Annotated in this window: 17 protein-coding genes and 2 pseudogenes; 10 read left to right on the top strand and 9 right to left on the bottom strand. The window is 67.6% G+C overall.

All coding sequences use genetic code 11. The annotated features are described in order from the left end of the window. Positions 1–376: 376 nt before the first annotated feature. Both ACZ7NC_RS39870 and ACZ7NC_RS39875 read right to left on the bottom strand, forming a co-directional pair. Positions 377–1,105 (bottom strand): SDR family oxidoreductase, encoded by a 729-nt coding sequence (locus ACZ7NC_RS39870; RefSeq protein ID WP_471496178.1) that lies wholly within the window; start codon positions 1,103–1,105, stop codon positions 377–379. Between the two features lie 241 nt (positions 1,106–1,346). Then, positions 1,347–1,829 carry a hypothetical protein gene (locus ACZ7NC_RS39875; protein ID WP_471496180.1) on the bottom strand — a complete coding sequence of 161 codons (483 nt, stop codon included), beginning with the start codon at positions 1,827–1,829 and terminating at the stop codon, positions 1,347–1,349. A gap of 564 nt (positions 1,830–2,393) precedes the next feature. Between ACZ7NC_RS39875 and ACZ7NC_RS39880 the strand changes: the two genes are divergently transcribed. Both ACZ7NC_RS39880 and ACZ7NC_RS39885 read left to right on the top strand, forming a co-directional pair. Next, positions 2,394–3,353: an alpha/beta hydrolase gene (locus ACZ7NC_RS39880; protein WP_471496182.1), complete on the top strand. Its 960-nt coding sequence runs from the start codon at positions 2,394–2,396 to the stop codon at positions 3,351–3,353. 61 nt (positions 3,354–3,414) lie between these two features. After that, the gene (locus tag ACZ7NC_RS39885) at positions 3,415–4,296 is read left to right on the top strand and encodes an alpha/beta hydrolase (RefSeq protein WP_471496184.1); all 882 of its coding nucleotides are present in this window, start codon (positions 3,415–3,417) and stop codon (positions 4,294–4,296) included. Between the two features lie 150 nt (positions 4,297–4,446). Here the strand turns inward: ACZ7NC_RS39885 and ACZ7NC_RS39890 are convergent, their stop codons facing one another. Further along, positions 4,447–5,100, bottom strand: coding sequence for a TetR/AcrR family transcriptional regulator (locus ACZ7NC_RS39890; RefSeq protein ID WP_471496186.1), 654 nt, complete (start codon positions 5,098–5,100; stop codon positions 4,447–4,449). A gap of 234 nt (positions 5,101–5,334) precedes the next feature. Here ACZ7NC_RS39890 and ACZ7NC_RS39895 point away from each other — a divergent pair, with 234 nt between their 5' ends. From ACZ7NC_RS39895 to ACZ7NC_RS39905, 3 genes are all read left to right on the top strand, one after another. After that, a complete protein-coding gene (locus ACZ7NC_RS39895) occupies positions 5,335–6,252 on the top strand; it encodes an NADP-dependent oxidoreductase (RefSeq protein ID WP_471496188.1) in 918 nt (305 codons plus the stop codon). Between the two features lie 280 nt (positions 6,253–6,532). Beyond that, complete coding sequence (locus ACZ7NC_RS39900) at positions 6,533–6,742, top strand: hypothetical protein (RefSeq protein ID WP_471496190.1); 210 nt, start codon at positions 6,533–6,535, stop codon at positions 6,740–6,742. A gap of 118 nt (positions 6,743–6,860) precedes the next feature. Beyond that, positions 6,861–7,136, top strand: a complete 276-nt coding sequence (locus tag ACZ7NC_RS39905) for a hypothetical protein (RefSeq protein ID WP_471496192.1) — start codon at positions 6,861–6,863, stop codon at positions 7,134–7,136. Positions 7,137–7,147: 11 nt separating this feature from the next. On the opposite strand, the gene ACZ7NC_RS39910 is transcribed toward ACZ7NC_RS39905, so the two are convergent. After that, positions 7,148–7,816 (bottom strand): hypothetical protein, encoded by a 669-nt coding sequence (locus ACZ7NC_RS39910; RefSeq protein WP_471496194.1) that lies wholly within the window; start codon positions 7,814–7,816, stop codon positions 7,148–7,150. Positions 7,817–7,901: 85 nt separating this feature from the next. Between ACZ7NC_RS39910 and ACZ7NC_RS39915 the strand changes: the two genes are divergently transcribed. Beyond that, the gene (locus tag ACZ7NC_RS39915) at positions 7,902–8,093 is read left to right on the top strand and encodes a hypothetical protein (RefSeq protein WP_471496196.1); all 192 of its coding nucleotides are present in this window, start codon (positions 7,902–7,904) and stop codon (positions 8,091–8,093) included. A gap of 86 nt (positions 8,094–8,179) precedes the next feature. Here ACZ7NC_RS39915 and ACZ7NC_RS39920 read toward each other — a convergent pair whose 3' ends face one another. Next, positions 8,180–8,464, bottom strand: coding sequence for a hypothetical protein (locus ACZ7NC_RS39920; protein ID WP_471496198.1), 285 nt, complete (start codon positions 8,462–8,464; stop codon positions 8,180–8,182). Between the two features lie 43 nt (positions 8,465–8,507). Between ACZ7NC_RS39920 and ACZ7NC_RS39925 the strand changes: the two genes are divergently transcribed. Further along, a complete protein-coding gene (locus ACZ7NC_RS39925; protein WP_471496200.1) occupies positions 8,508–8,690 on the top strand; it encodes a hypothetical protein in 183 nt (60 codons plus the stop codon). Positions 8,691–8,694: 4 nt separating this feature from the next. Further along, positions 8,695–9,000, top strand: a pseudogene (locus ACZ7NC_RS39930) (site-specific integrase); the annotation flags it as partial. Between the two features lie 115 nt (positions 9,001–9,115). Here ACZ7NC_RS39930 and ACZ7NC_RS39935 read toward each other — a convergent pair. Beyond that, positions 9,116–9,877: an SDR family oxidoreductase gene (locus ACZ7NC_RS39935; RefSeq protein ID WP_471496202.1), complete on the bottom strand. Its 762-nt coding sequence runs from the start codon at positions 9,875–9,877 to the stop codon at positions 9,116–9,118. 189 nt (positions 9,878–10,066) lie between these two features. On the opposite strand from ACZ7NC_RS39935, the gene ACZ7NC_RS39940 reads away from it, so the two are divergent. Next, positions 10,067–10,939, top strand: a complete 873-nt coding sequence (locus ACZ7NC_RS39940) for a helix-turn-helix transcriptional regulator (RefSeq protein ID WP_471496204.1) — start codon at positions 10,067–10,069, stop codon at positions 10,937–10,939. Between the two features lie 81 nt (positions 10,940–11,020). On the opposite strand, the pseudogene ACZ7NC_RS39945 reads toward ACZ7NC_RS39940, so the two are convergent. The 3 genes and pseudogenes from ACZ7NC_RS39945 to ACZ7NC_RS39955 all read right to left on the bottom strand — a co-directional run. Next, positions 11,021–11,509 (bottom strand): annotated as a pseudogene (locus ACZ7NC_RS39945) (Tn3 family transposase); the annotation flags it as partial. Between the two features lie 80 nt (positions 11,510–11,589). Then, positions 11,590–11,730 carry a hypothetical protein gene (locus ACZ7NC_RS39950; protein ID WP_471496206.1) on the bottom strand — a complete coding sequence of 47 codons (141 nt, stop codon included), beginning with the start codon at positions 11,728–11,730 and terminating at the stop codon, positions 11,590–11,592. A gap of 206 nt (positions 11,731–11,936) precedes the next feature. After that, on the bottom strand, positions 11,937–12,845 hold the full coding sequence (locus tag ACZ7NC_RS39955; RefSeq protein ID WP_471496208.1) for a hypothetical protein: 909 nt from the start codon (positions 12,843–12,845) through the stop codon (positions 11,937–11,939). Positions 12,846–13,417: 572 nt separating this feature from the next. Between ACZ7NC_RS39955 and ACZ7NC_RS39960 the strand changes: the two genes are divergently transcribed. Next, positions 13,418–13,816 carry a hypothetical protein gene (locus ACZ7NC_RS39960; protein ID WP_471496210.1) on the top strand — a complete coding sequence of 133 codons (399 nt, stop codon included), beginning with the start codon at positions 13,418–13,420 and terminating at the stop codon, positions 13,814–13,816. Positions 13,817–13,982: the final 166 nt, after the last annotated feature.

The raw sequence follows: 13,982 nt of genomic DNA on the forward strand, positions 1-13,982 counted from the left end.
GGGGAGGAGCAGTTCAACGCACGCCGCGCGAATGCCCCCAGGGGAACATCAATCCCCAAAGCCAGGGCGCGGGTCTTCGAACTTGCCGAGCTGGACGACGACACGACACTTACCCTCCGTACGGCCTGGCGAGCGCTGCTCAACGCCACCACCCCGACCGTGGCGGCGCCACCACTGCCATGCAGGAACTCGTCGACAGGTTGCCCGAGTGGCGCTCCTGACCGGGCCTCACCCATTCGTCACCCGGAGCGCTGCATTTCGTCGGTTCCCCAATATGGCTACGGACTGAGCCGGGGCGTGTAGCTCATCGCCGATCACGAGATAATGATGCCGGGAAGTCCATCGGGATCGCGGCCCATGAGAGAGCGGGAGCGAGTCAGGAGAGCCAGTCGGCGTAGCGGGTGGGGGCGAGGTGAGCGTCCTTGTCGGTGAGGACGTCACCTTTGACGATGGCGAACATGCCGGCGGTGGGGTCGGTGACGACGGTGCGGTTGTCGCCCTTGCTGGACAGGGTGATCCGGCCCAACTCGTCCAGGGAGAAAATCTCGGGGCCGGCGATGTTGCGAATGCCGTTCAGAGGGGTGGCCGCGGCGACCTCCGCCACCGCGTCGGCAACGTCCTTGGCGCCGATCGGCTGGATCGGCGTGGCGGGCAGCCGGACGGTGTCGTCGTCGGCGGTCCAGGACATGACGGCGTCCATGAACTCCATGAACTGCGTCGACCGGACGATCGAGTAGGGGATCGGCCCGGCCGCGAGGATGTTTTCCTGGAGCATCTTGGCACGGTAGTAGTCCAGCTCCGGCACCTGGTCCGCGCCGACGATCGAGAGGATGACGAAGTGGCCGACGCCGCCCTTCTGGGCCGCGGCCAGAAGGTTGTCCATTGAGGTCTGGAAGAAGGCCGGGGAGGCTTCGTCGAAGGTTGGGGAGTTGGTCAAGTTGACGACGACATCGGCGCCTGCCACCGCCTCGTTCAGTCCCTGGCCGCTGATGACGTCGACTCCGGTGGACAGCGAGTGCGGTACCGCCTCGTGCCCGGCGGCGTTCAGGTTCTTGACGACCTGCGACCCGATCAGCCCAGTACCGCCGATGACTGCGAACTTCATGACATGCCTTTCGTCAGGAGTGATGCCCGCAATATGTGTACGGTGCTGCGCTTGTTGTCATGGAGTATTTCGCTGCATCTGCGAGCAGGTCGGCGATCGCCCCACACCCAGCGGAGCTACCTGCCGTGAGTCGGTCGATACCTCAACTGGGACGTGCGCAACAACGCGCGGAAGCGGAAGAAGCCATCGCGTCGCTCCGGCTCGCCCTGCGCAAGGCATGTGGGCAGTGCCTTGAATCTGGTCAGCGTCGCAGCATGCGGCGCCAAGGGCTGAGGGCAGTGGTCGCGGGTCCCCGGTGTCCGGTCGTGCCCTCGGCGATGAGGGAGATGCCGACGCCCAGCATCCAGATGTCCTTGGCCAGTGCGGTTCCCTGCTCAGTGGGGCGCAGACTGCCTTCCTGACGCATGCCCGGCGTATGCAGGTAGAGCCCGAGCGTGCCGCATGAGAATGCGGTGAGTGCGGCTCCGGCGACGGCGGCGGGCATGACCGGCAGGAGCAGCGCGGTGGCAATGGCGATCTCCCCGGTGGAGAGCAGCCGGGCGAACTTCTGGGCGTCGAGCTTGCCCAGGAAGGGGTAGGTGGCGGTGGCGAACTGCTGGAGTCCCTCGGCGGTGGCCTGGTCGGCGTCGCGTTTCGCCAGTCCGGAGTTGAGGAAGAACGCACCGACGGTGACCCTGAGTGGCAGTTGCCGCGCTGCGGAACGCCATGCTGAACCGGATGCCACGCCGAGCCTCCCAACTTTCACCCCCGCCTACCACCATGCCACCGGTCCGAACCATGTCAAACGGGGAGTAGTCGCTGCTTGTGGCGCGTATCCGGGCAGGTGGCTGCATCGTAACCGCGCCTCCTGCACCCTCCCTTGAGTCGAGGAAGCCTGTAACACGGCCACCGGTGTGTGGAGTAGGGCTTGGCGAGCGCAACATCGACGGGACGTCACATAATCAGCCTGTGGCACCGAAGAGCGGCCGGCCTGCCGCCAAGCTCTGGACGCTGCCGAGCTCGGCGTGACCCGCGCGATGGGACAGAAGCTATCGAGGCTCCCGGGACGAGAGCCCCGGGAAGGCGCAGCGGAGCCGCGTCACTGCCGTCCGCTGGAGAAGCCCCTTTTGTGGGTGTTAGATGGAAGGCGTCACGAACGTGGAGACGTGCCGCCGCCACGGCGGGCAGCCACCAGGCCGCGATTGCCTGGTTAACGGGAAGATCCGGTGCGTGACGAGCGGGCGCCGATGATGCGCCGCGCGCTCTTGGCTAAGTCCATGTCTGAGCCTTCGTGTGAAGGAGTACCGTCATGACTGCTGCCAGCCCGACCATTCTTGAGCCCGCGGCACAGGATGTTGCTGAGGCGTTCTCGACACCGCCGTTCTTGTACGAGATGGCGCCAGCCGATGCCCGGAAGATCCTCACAGACGCGCAGTCTGCCCCGGTCAGCAAGCTCCCGGTCGACGAAGAGTGGATCACGGTTCCCTCCCCTGCGGGGGACGTCCGGGTGCGCATCATCAAGCCGCAGGGCACTACTGGCATGCTGCCGGTCATTGTGTACATGCACGGGGGAGGCTGGATCCTCGGAGACGCCGAAACCCACGACCGGCTCGTGCGTGAACTCGCTGTCGGCGCCCGTGCGGCGCTCGCATTCGTGGAGTACCCGAACGCGCCGGAAGCGCACTATCCGACCGCGATCGAGCAGGGCTACGCCACCGCTCAGTGGATCACCCGAGACGGGGCATCCAAAGGTCTGGACGCCAGCCGGATGGCGGTGGCCGGTGAATCGGTGGGCGGCAATATGGCGGCCGCGCTGGCGCTGATGGCCAAGGAACGCGGCGACGTCACCTTCCTGCAGCAGTCGATGTACTACCCGGTCACCGATGCGGCGATGAACACCGCGTCGTATGAGCAGTTCGCCACCGGCTATTACCTCACGCGCAAGGCGATGGAGTGGTTCTGGGACGCCTATACCACCGACCCGGCACAGCGCGCCGAGATCACGGCATCGCCGAATCAGGCCAGCACCGAGCAGGTCACTGGGCTGCCGCCCACCTACCTGTGCGTTGACGAGGCCGATGTGCTCCGGGACGAGGGAGAGGCCTACGCCGCCAAGCTCCGCTCAGCGGGCGTTCCCGTGACAACCGTGCGCTACGACGGCACCATCCACGACTTCATGCTGCTCAATGCGCTCAGCGAGACCCAAGCCACCCGAGCCGCCATCGGCCAGGCCACCGCTTTCCTGCGCACCGGGCTTGGGACCGGCTGAGGCACCCGCATTCGAACCCGCTCAACGGAAGACATGCCCCGGCTCACCAGGAGGAACTGCCATGGCCGACGCAGGGTCGAACTCCCCGCCGGACGGCAAGACGATCACCGAACATGAGCTGGAGCAGTGCCAGCGAGCGAACGAGACCGGCCGTCAGCCGGTGGTGTTCGTCCACGGTCTGTGGCTGCTGCCCAGCAGCTGGGATCGCTGGGCGAAGCTGTTCGAGGACAACGGCTATGTAGCCCTGGCCCCAGGGTGGCCGGACGACCCCGAGACGGTCGAGGAGGCCGCCGAGCACCCGGACGTGTTCGCCGGCAAGTCGATCGGCCAAGTCGCCGACCACTTCGGGACCATCATCCGTGGGCTGGACCGCAAGCCGGCGATCATCGGCCACTCCACTGGTGGGCTACTGGCGCAGATCCTGGCCGGGCGGGGCCTGGCCGCGGTGTCGGTGGCGATCGACCCCGCCCCCTTCCGCGGGGTCCTGCCCCTGCCGATCTCGACCCTGAAGTCGAGCTTCCCGGTGCTCGGCAATCCGGCCAACCGCAACCGCGCAGTGCCGCTGACCTATGAGCAGTTCCGCTACGCCTTCGCCAATGCCGTCAGCGAGGACGAGGCCAAGCAGCTCTACAACACCTACGCGGTGCCGACCCCAGGCAAGCCGCTGTTCCAGGCGGCCGCAGCAAACCTCAATCCCTGGACCGAGGCCAAGGTCGACACCAAGAACCCCGACCGCGGACCGCTCCTGCTCATCTCCGGCGAGCGGGACAACACCGTCCCGTGGGCGATCGTAAACGCCTCCTACAAGCAGCAGCAGGACAACCCGGGCGTGACCGAGATCGAGAAGATCCCTGGCCGGGGGCACGCGCTGACCATAGACAGCGGCTGGCGTGACGTCGCCGAGAAGGCGCTCGCGTTCGTCGGGCGGTTCGTCAAGAGCTGACTCGCCACAGCAGCGTCATGGGCCTGAACAGAGTCGACCGGCGGGCTACCGCACCCTGGGGAGCGGCAGCCACGTATCCCGGCCGGCGGCTGAGTGCTCCGCAGCGCCGCATAATGCCCAAGCTCCGCTGATTCATACACGTGGAAGCGGCTACCGAGCTTGGAGTACGTCGGCGTCGGCAGACGTCGCGAAGGTCTGCATGTAGTCGATGGCTGTCTGCAACGCATCTTTCAGCGGAGCGATGTCCCGCGCGACCTGCGCGAGGAGCATGCCGCCCTGGAAGGCGGCAAGGAGCAGATTGGCCAGCTGCGTGGGATCTGCCTCAGCGCTGATGCGGCTGAGTTGCTGCATGCGCTCGATTCCATCGCGGAAGATGACCCTCCACTGGTCGAACGCACTCGCGAGCTCGTCGTGAACGTCAAGGTCCGTCTTGATGATCTCGCTCGCCAGGGAGCCGAGGCTGCAGCCTTCCTGGTAGGCGCGCTCGTAGCCGACGTAGAAATCGGCCCACGCCCGAAACGCGTCGAGGTTGTCGAAGCAGGCGAATCGCTCCCCGCGGTGGAACGTGAGGACGCGCTCGGCCTGCCAGGCGATCACGGCCAGGACGAGACTCTCCTTGGTCGGGAAGTAGTGGTTGAGCTGCGATCCGCTGACCCCGGCGGCGCGGCGGAGCTGTTCGTTGTTCGTCGCGTGGACCCCCTTGGTGTAGATCAGCTCCGCGGCGTGCTCCAGGATGCGGGCCCGCGTTGCCTGTCCCTTGCCGGTGAGTTGGTGGGGCTCCCGAGCTCCCGTGGTGGGTTTCATGCTTCAGACGATACCTGGATTGGGCTTGACAGCCCAGTCGCGAGCGGTGTTCACTCAGTAAGTGGGCTGATGAGCCCAAAAACATCTCAAGCGCAATCCGGGCTGACGACGACTGAACGCACCCTCTCCTGACGACGTCCCCGCCGGGCCGGAGGCATCCTCGACAATGTCGGCGTCTAAACACCCGCCCGGAAACCAGAAACCACAACTCATACGAGGAAGGGGACACTCTCTATGAAAGCCATTGTGGTAACCGACCAAGCCGCGGGAACGGCCGGGATGACGTTGACGGAGCGGCCTGAGCCGCCCGCAGCGATCAACGACGTCATCGTTCAGATTCATGCATCGGGCTTCGTCCCGACTGAGATGGAGTGGCCATCGACCTGGACCGATCGCGCCGGCCGTGACAGGACACCGTCGATCCCCGGCCACGAGCTGGCCGGAGTGGTCACCGCCCTCGGCTACGGCACGACGGGGCTGTCGGTCGGGCAGCGGGTGTTCGGCCTCGCTGACTGGCACCGCGACGGCACTCTTGCGGAGTACGTGGCGATCGAAGCACGCAACCTCGCACCGCTGCCCGGCGACGTCGACTTCACGGTAGGCGCGTCCCTGCCCATCTCAGGCCTGACCGCGTGGCAGGGGCTGTTCCAGCACGGCCGCCTTCAGGCTGGCCAGACCGTCCTCGCCCATGGCGCAGCCGGGGCAGTCGGGACGATGGTGACCCAGCTCGCACGTGAGGCCGGCGCTTACGTCATCGGCACCGGACGCGCCGCCGACCGTGAGAAGGCACTCGACTTCGGCGCGCATGAGTTCGTCGACCTCGAGAACGACGCGCTGAAAGACGTCGGGGGCGTCGATCTGGTCTTCGATGTCATCGGTGGCGACGTTCAGAAGGGGTCCGCCGCCCTGATCAAGGCCGGAGGAACGCTGGTGTCCATCGTCGGCCCGGTCGAGGCACGGCCCGCTGACGGCCTGGCGGTGGACTTCGTTGTCGAGGCCGATCGTGCCGAACTGTGTGAGATCGTGCAGCGGGTACGGGACGGACGGCTGCGGACAAACATCGGTGACGTCGCGAGCCTCGACGATGCCATTGGTGCCCTCAACCCGACCACGCGACGCAGCGGGAAGACAGTCATCCGCGTACGCCCGTAGGGAAACGAAGGAATAGGGTCCCCACACACCAGGCTGCCACGACGTCAGCTACGGCGGCGTCGGACGCTGCGCAGCCACCGGCCCAGGGCCGAACGTCGGCCGTCCTCTCCTGGGCCCGGCGGCGGGAACGGGGGAAGCGGTGGCGTCGGAGGCAGCGGAGGTTGTGACGGGCGCGGAGGCTCCGCAGGCGGCCCGGATTCTCCTGTCGGGCCGGCACGCCATCCTTCTCGCTCCGGATACTTCCTCGTATCCGAGGCGTCCGGCGGCGCGTTGGAGAGGCGTGGACGCAGCACAGCGCCGACAGATCCTCGGCGACGACGTCATCACCAGATCCCGCACACTCGTGGCCGCAGCTCCCGAACCGCCTGACGAAGTAGTGGCGGAGCTGCGCCGCATCCTCGGCCCGACGGTCAGGCTCCACATCGAGGCTCGACTGCAAGCCGCCAGGGCAGCTGAGCGCCAGCCCGGCAAGGGCCCTCGGCTGCGGTGAGTGTGTGGCACGGCGTGGAGTGGGTCTGGCCCGTCGCTCTCCCCGTGGTGGCGGGCCAGTGCCGAGTTCAGCGGGCGGAGAACCTCTTGCTCGGTTCGACTGCTTGGGACAATGCCGCATGACCAAGTACCTGACCTGGGAAGTCCAGCGGCTGAGCGGCACGGTATGGATGACCACGGGAGGCAAGACCATCACCTCCAGCGACTACCCGGAGGATGTTGCCCGTCGAGTCCTACTCCAGCATGTGCAGGAGCTGCCCGACGAGGACAGCGACCAGCGCAGAGCCCTTGTGTGGCGAGGCGCCATGCATTCGGTGAATCGTGGCTGGGGACCGAACGTGATCTCCTCGTGGACCCCGAGTAGGTCAACGCGGAGGTTCTCGCACACCTTCTGACGTGGCCCTGCCTACCGCGTGGTGTTGAGGAGGTCGCGGCGGGTGGTGACGAGCGCGCGCCACCGGGTGCGGGTGGCGTGTTCGCTGTCCAGCCATTGCGGGGCGGTGTGGTCGGCAGGGAGCGGGAGGTCGGCCATGAAGGATGCGATGTCGATGTAGTAGGCGTAGTCCCCGTTCTGGGTCTGTTCGCGCAGCTGGGTGATGGTGGCGCTCATCGCCTCGTGGTCGTCGAGGACGGCGTGGTGGAAGGCGGCTGCGAGTTCGAGGGTGGGTGTCATGGAGGTGAGGCCGGCGATGTCGAGTTCGGTGCGCACGGCGTGGATGCGGTCTTCGAGGATGGGGTTTCCGGCGTCTCGGACCAGGGCGGCGATGGCGGCGTTGATCGTGGTCGCGCGCAGGTCGAGGTGAGCGAGGAGCTGGTGGGCCAGCTCGAGTTCATGGTCGGCCTGGTGGGGGTCGTAGAAGGCGATGGCGAGGGCGCGCAGGGCTTGGTTGTGTGCGGCTTCGCCGGATTTTGCGTGCCGTCCGGCTTCGAGGCGCCCGGCGAGGTAGGCGTCGGCGGCGCGGCCTGGCTGGCCCTGGGGCCACCAGATGTCGCCCAGGACGCGCTGGTGGCGTCCTTCCCATCCCAAGGTCTGTGCGGCGACCGCGCCGGGCTGCCGGGGCCAGTCGGCCGGCACCGTCGGCGACCTGTCGGTATCCGCGGCGCGAGTCCGCTCCGCGTCCGATGTCGCGGTAGGCCTTGGCCCGGTAGTAGAGGGCCATGTGCTGCAGGTCGTCGGGGAGCAGGCGGCTGCCGATGACGGTGGTGAGCCGGGCGACGGTGCGGGAGCGGTGCTCATGCTGGCGGCGGGCGAGCGTGCTGAGCAGTTCGACCAGGGCGTCGGCAGCGGTGTCGAGACCCGCCGCGGTGTCGGTGTCGGGTGGGGCGAGGGGGCTCCCACACGGAGTCGCTGACGTAGGTCCAGGCCGCCTCGGTGAGCCAGTCGAGGTTCTCGGGCGGTGGTCGCGGGCCAGGCGCAGGCCCTGGCGCAGGCATGCGATCAGCAGCAGCCGGTCCGGGCCGGAGGCTGCCTGGTGCTGTTCGCCCAGGACGGTGAAGGCGCGCCGGGCGGCCTGCTGCCAGTCGTGCTCGGTCCAGCGGTCGCCGGTGGTGTCGTGGCGTTGCGTACGGCGGAGCGGATCAGGCCATGCAGGTGGAACGGCCACAGGCCGAAGGGGTTTTCGCGGATGAAGGGCCGCTCGGTCAGCCGCAGGGCGGGCCCTTCGTGGGCGAGGTCGGCGGCTCTGGTGGCGAGGGGCACGTCGAAGGCGTCCAGGAGGCTCACCGAGCGCAGGACGTGGCGTTCGTCGGGGGTGAGGTCGGTCAGGGTGCGGGAGACCAGGGCGGGGAAGGTCGTGGTCGAAGTCGCCGGGCTGCGGGGTGCGGCCGCTGCGGCTCAGCTCCAGGAACCGGTCGACGGACAGATCGAGGTACAGGGGCAGGCCGTGCGAGCGGGCGCCGATGACCTGCCGGACAGGCTCGGCGATGAGGGGGCTGGGCGTCGCGGGTGAGGCGCCGGGCAAGGTCGTCAGCTCTCGCGATGTGTGCCCGGACACCGGGCTGGCCCGGCTCTCGTACGGGCAGGCCCGCGCGCTGCTGGACGAGCACACCGCCCTGCGCGGCCTGGGAACGGGCTGGCACCTGCACGAATACCGCCACTCTGCCCTGACCCACCTCGGCGAGCAGGGCGCCTCGCTGCTGATGCTGATGGCGAAGGCCCGGCACAAGAAGCCGGAGAACGTCCGCCGCTACTTCAAGCCCTCCCCGGAGGCGATCGCCGAACTCACCAGTCTGCTCGCCCCCGGAGACGTCCGCCGCTGAACCGTCGCCGCCCGGCAGGGTGGGTCGCGGGGGCGGGGTTCGTATCCAGGACGTGTGGCTGCCCGTTGGCTGCCCGGGGGCGATGAGCGAGGAGGCTGCCGGCGGGGGAAGGGCGTCATCCTTCGCGGCTGGGGAGCATGGCCAGGGCCTGGGAGCGCTGTGCGACGAGGTCGTCGTAGGTGCCGTCGCGTTCGGCCCAGCGGTGCATGAGGACGCCCTTCACGAGGATTTCGTGAGGGGTCGGGTTCTCCGAGAGCAGGTGCATGACCTCGGTGGCGAAGTCGTCGAGCGGCAGCGCGTGCGGGTTCACCTTTTCCTGACCTGCTGTGGCGACAGCCGGGGGGACGAGCTCGACGACGCCGACACCGGTGCCGTCGAGCTGCGCGCGCAGTGCCTCGGAGTAGGCGTGCACTGCGGCCTTCGAGGCGGCGTAGCTGGGCATGGGGGGAAACGGCAGGAAGGCGATTCCGGAGGTGACGGTGATGAAGGTACCGGCGCCCCGCTGGACCAGGTGGGGGGTGAAGGCGTCGATGACTCGGATGGTGCCGAGCAGGTTGGTGTCGATCGTCATCTCTGCCACCTCGAAGTGCGCGGGGTCGCGCAGGTCCTCCAGGAGCATGACCCCCGACATGGTCACCACGGTGTCCAGCTCGGGGTACCGGGCGAGCACGGCATCACGAAAAGATGCGACGGAGGCAGTGTCCGTGACGTCGATACCGAACGTGCCGAAACCTTCCCCCTCGAGTTCCGAGAGTGCCTCCGGGCTGCGGCCGCCAACGGCCACGGTGCTGCCCGCTGCGGCGAACCGGCGGGCCAGCTCTCGCCCGATGCCCGAGGTTCCGCCGACGATGAGAACGGTGCGGTTGGAGAGATCCACGAGATCTTCCCTTCAGTCCAGGGCGCCGACGGCGTTCAGGCCCGCGGCGCAGACAGTGATGTTCTCTGTCTCTTTCAAAACGGTGTCACCGCAGTCTTGACGGCATTCGCTGGGTGTGGCGGGGCCCCCGTCTTCCCTGGTCCTGCCAGGGCCCCTTCTGAGACACGCGCACCGCATTACGGTGTCGGTATGAAGGATGAGGAGTCCGGCAACCGGCTCGGCAGCTACCTTCGTGCCCGGCGTCAGCTGGTCTCCCCGGCGCAGGCAGGACTCCCGCCCGGCGGCAACCGCCGCGTGCCCGGCCTGCGCCGTGAGGAAGTCGCCTTGCTGGCCGGAATCAGTCCCGACTACTACCTGGGCCTGGAACGGGGCCGTGACAAGAACCCCTCACCCCAGGTGCTCGAATCACTCGCGCGCGTCCTGCGGCTCGACGACATCGAGCGGACGTATCTGCTCGGCCTCGCGGCGGCACGCCCCAGGGCGCCACGCCGCAAGCGGCCCGAGCACGTACCGGCGCGGGTGCACGAGCTGCTCGCCCACCTTCAGATCCCCGCGTTCGTCGAAGGGCGCGCGTTCGATGTCCTGGCCTCCAACCCCATGGCCGTCGCGCTCTCCCCGCGGCTGCGGCCCGGCCAGAACCGGCTGCGTTCTCTCCTCCTTGATCCTGAGGAACAAGCCTTCCACCAGGACTGGACGAAAGCCACCGCCGATTTCATCGCCACCCTTCGCACCACCATCGGGGACGACACCGACAACCCCCGGTTCGTCGAGCTCGTTGGAGAACTCGCACTGTCCAGTCAGCGGTTCCGCACCCTGTGGGCCCGCCACGACGTCCGCAGCCTCGACGGAGGCACGACCACGGTCCACCACCCCGTCGTCGGTGAACTACGCCTCCACCGGGACAAACTCCCCATCGACGACGTCATCCTCGTCGTCTACTACCCCGACAAGGAGAGCGACAGCGACGAGAAACTGCGGCTCCTCGCCGCACTCTCACACACCGAGTCCGCCGGCACAGCGCACGACAGGCCGGCGGACTTCCCCCACCCGAAGACACCTTGACGAACACGCGCCGTCCCGGCGTCGCAGCCAGAACGCGCACGCCACGGGTTCCGTCACCCGCGAGATCGCCCCGGGCCCTGATCACGAGCTGTCTGCGTCGTCCTTGTCGCGCAGCTGCCGCAAGCCCCCGGGCAGCTCGGGGAGCTGGAAGGAGTACCGGCCGAGTATGTTGATGTGGTGCCGCACAAACGGCGAGAGGCGGGCCACATCCTCATCACGGACATCGAAGCCGTCCGCGCGCAGCTGGTTCACCGCGGCGTCCATGTACCTGGTGTTGAACAGGACGAGGACGTTCAGGACGTACCCCAGTGCCCCGATCTGGTCCTCCATACCGTCCTGGTAACGCTGGTAGAGCTGCCCGTGCCTGCCGTGGAAGATCTTCCGGGCGAGGGAGTGGCGGTTCTCCTGGAGGTTGGCCTGCACCTTGATCTGGCGGCGGTAGCCGGGCTCGTCGGCCAGGCGCAAGATGTGCAGGGTCTTTGCGATCCGCCCGTAGTGGGCGATGGCGTCGCCGAGCGGGGTGGGGCGGCCGTCACGGGAGAGCATGCGGATGACGTCGTAAGCACGGACGCAACACGGCTGCGGCGACAGTCACGCGCTGGGGGACGGAGCCACTGGCAGTGGCTCCGTCCCCCAGCTGACATTGAACGTCAGTCGATATCGCGCGGTGTGAGGAGCGCGAAGTACGTCTCGCGGGCCTCGTCGCTCAGTTCACCGTCGAGGGCGACGGCCTGGCGCAGCGTGTAACGCCTCCTTGGGCGGAACCTCCCACCGCCTGTGGCCTCGCCCACCGGGTACCCCGCATCACCGCATCACCGCACCGTCAGAGGAAATGTCGCCCCGGCGAAGGGTTTCTAAGGTTGTCAAGTCTTCTTTGCAGCTCAACGTGGGTTACTGCGCTTCTGGCACGGGAGGCAAGTAGTCGGCGGCACGTGAGACTCATGTCTTCGGCGTGGTACTGGTGGGCTCGCCTCATTCGAGAGGGCGTCGTCGTACGTCAGCCGAAGCCGCGGAGTGAGGTGGCGACGTACCCCAGCAGGACGAGGCAGAAGCTGCCGACAGCGACGAGCATCTGCGGAAGGCTCGGCTGGCTCCCCAGCATCAGGGGACTCCAGCCCCAGAACACCGGCACGGTCAGCGCCGTGCGCACGGTCTGGAACGGCGCCGACCAGGCAACTTCCTGAAGGCCGTCGGCGTCGGGTATGAGGGCGAACACCGGGGTCAGGATCGCGCCGATGAGCGCGACGACGATGAAGGCGATCATTGAGCCCATGCCCAACTCGTCGTCCTGGAAGGCCTTCCAGCGGTTCTCGGCGAGCGTGGGCAGGTCCTTGCTCTCATTGACGTAACCGCCGAGAACGGGGTCGGACCGGGCCCACAGGACGTCGACCTCGGTTCCTTTGCCGGGCTTGTCGTGCGTGAAAGCGCCGCGCACGGTGAGCCGTTCGGCACCGCCGGGCACGGACACCACGAGCCGGGACGCGTATCCCTTCACGACGCCGTCGCTCAACTCCTGTCGTGTCGACTGCCGTTCCACGACCGCCGCGGTGCTCACCTCCGCGCCCGCGTCTCGCAGGGCGTCGAGCTTGTCGCCCGCGTTGGACGAGGTGAGGAGAGCGACGGCGAACACGGCGGAGGAGAACGCGACGAGGACCCAGAGGACACCGGTGCGAAGCTTGACCCAGAACTCGTCCGTGAACCCGTCGTCCTTGGGCTCGCCGCGCAGCACCCACAGCGCCACAACCCGCACCACCGCACACCCTACGGCGATGGCACCCCACACGAAGGGTTCGTGCCAGGGCCGGGCCATGGGGGTGGCCCCCAACAGCCAGATGCAGGCGACGCCGGCCGCGACCCACGCCGCGAGTGAGCACAGCCGTACGAGCCATATCAGCGCCGAACGCACAGATCCTCCAGCTTCGGGTAGCGCTCGCTGGATGCCACTACCCGCCCCATGGCCCAGCGCGGTTCGATGGTCAACGGCGTGAGCAGGCCTCCGGTCCACGGGCCGTACGAGTACGGAAATCCGGCACACGAGGCCATCTTCGGAGTGCCGGCCGAGCGCGTTCACCGAGCGCTCCAGCGCACCCGGGCGGACGGGAGGCCGACTGTGCAAAGTGGCGCCCGGAGAACCCGGATCTCGCCGCAGATCTGGCTCAGGCCGTCGCACCGAACACCCCAATAACCGGGACTTCCCTCACGTGGCCAACGTGCCTGACGACCCATCGGATAGCCGTTAGGCACGTAGGGAAACGGCCTCATATCTCACATGCCTGACGCTCTGATGGGGCCCTAGATAACAGATGCGGTGCGCCGTGTACCAGGGCGGCCGCAGCCAGCCCGATCCCGCCGCCGGCGGCCACGTCGGAGGGGTAGTGGGCACCGCAGTACACCCGCTCTGCCGCGCCCGAGCTGGAGACCTCCAGCAGCTCTACCTGGTACGCCCACGTCCTGGCGCGCGGCGCAGGCGGTGGCGGCGTGAACATCCGGCCCCGGTTCGATGCCCTGGACCTCCAGGAAGACGCCGCCCGGGCCCTCGCCGATGACCTCCACGCACAGATCGACCACCTGCAGACCCGGTTGCAGGACGCCGAGATGGACCTGGAGCACCTCACGATCATCCGCAAGACCGTCACCGGTCTCGCCGACCGGCTCCCGGCCGTCGCGCCGGACCTGCCCGAACACCCGGACTACCCCCGCATCCTCGCCGCCTTCAACCAGGCGACCGGGCCGCTACGGGCCAATGACGTCTGCGAAGCCCTCGGCCACGAACTGCTGCCGAAGAACGTCGAAGGCACCCGCGCCAAGCTGAAACGCCTGGTCAAACTCGGAATCCTCAGCGAGGCCGACACCGGCAACTTCGCCAGGAAGCAATAGCCGGCAGAACCTCCACCAGCGTCCCTGATCCCACCTCAGCCAGAAGCGGACATCACCTTACGAACCGCCCTCTAAGAGGGCGTTTAGGAACGTCTTGTGTGCATAAGTCGCTTGTGTGGCCTGATCGGTTCGAGTAGTTACACTCGATCAATACCTATTTGCGCCT

Source organism: Streptomyces sp. NPDC111802 (assembly GCF_055634335.1).